The following is a 577-nucleotide window of genomic DNA, read 5'->3' as shown; positions in this document are numbered from 1 at the left end:
CCATGCCTTGCAAGTCTGTGCTTTGGCTCATTCTTCTTAGCATAATCTAAGGAATCATAAACCATGGCAAAACCTGTTGTCTTGCCACCACCGAACTGAGTCCTGAAGCCAAAGACGAACACAACGTCAGGGGTGGTTTTGTACATTTTGGCAAGTTTCTCCCTGATTTCAGTTTTGGGGACCGTTGCCTTGCCAGGATGGAGAACATCGACAACCATTTGCTTCCTCTGGAGGAGCCGGTTCGTCATGAACTTGCGGGTCCTAATTGTTACTGTGTCATTCATCTTGACCACGTATACACTTTCCTCTTGCCACCTACGCCCCTGTGATCTCTGCAGAAAAGGCATACCACGAGCAGTTATCAGTGGCAGACATCACAAATGCCTGCTTTGAGCCAGCCAACCAGATGGTGAAATGTGACCCTCGCCACGGTAATACATGGCTTGTTGCCTGTTGTATCGTGGTGATGTGGTTCCCAAAGATGTCAATGCTGCCATTGCCACCATCAAGACCAAGCGCAGCATCCAGTTTGTGGATTGGTGCCCCACTGGCTTCAAGGTTGGCATCAACTACCAGC

At 49.4% G+C, this 577-nt stretch carries 1 protein-coding gene and 1 pseudogene; one reads left to right on the top strand and one right to left on the bottom strand.

Translation table 11 applies throughout. The features are described 5' to 3' along the window. On the bottom strand, nt 1-284 hold a 284-nt coding region (locus ACFIKY_RS09290), incomplete at its 3' end, for a 40S ribosomal protein S24 (protein ID WP_375661763.1). Nucleotides 285-325: 41 nt separating this feature from the next. Here ACFIKY_RS09290 and ACFIKY_RS09285 point away from each other — a divergent pair. After that, nucleotides 326-577, top strand: a pseudogene (locus ACFIKY_RS09285) (hypothetical protein); the annotation flags it as partial.

Source organism: Bartonella sp. CR127HXZ (assembly GCF_042194555.1).
Taxonomy (GTDB): domain Bacteria; phylum Pseudomonadota; class Alphaproteobacteria; order Rhizobiales; family Rhizobiaceae; genus Bartonella; species Bartonella grahamii.
This window is presented reverse-complemented; position numbering and strand designations above follow the sequence as displayed.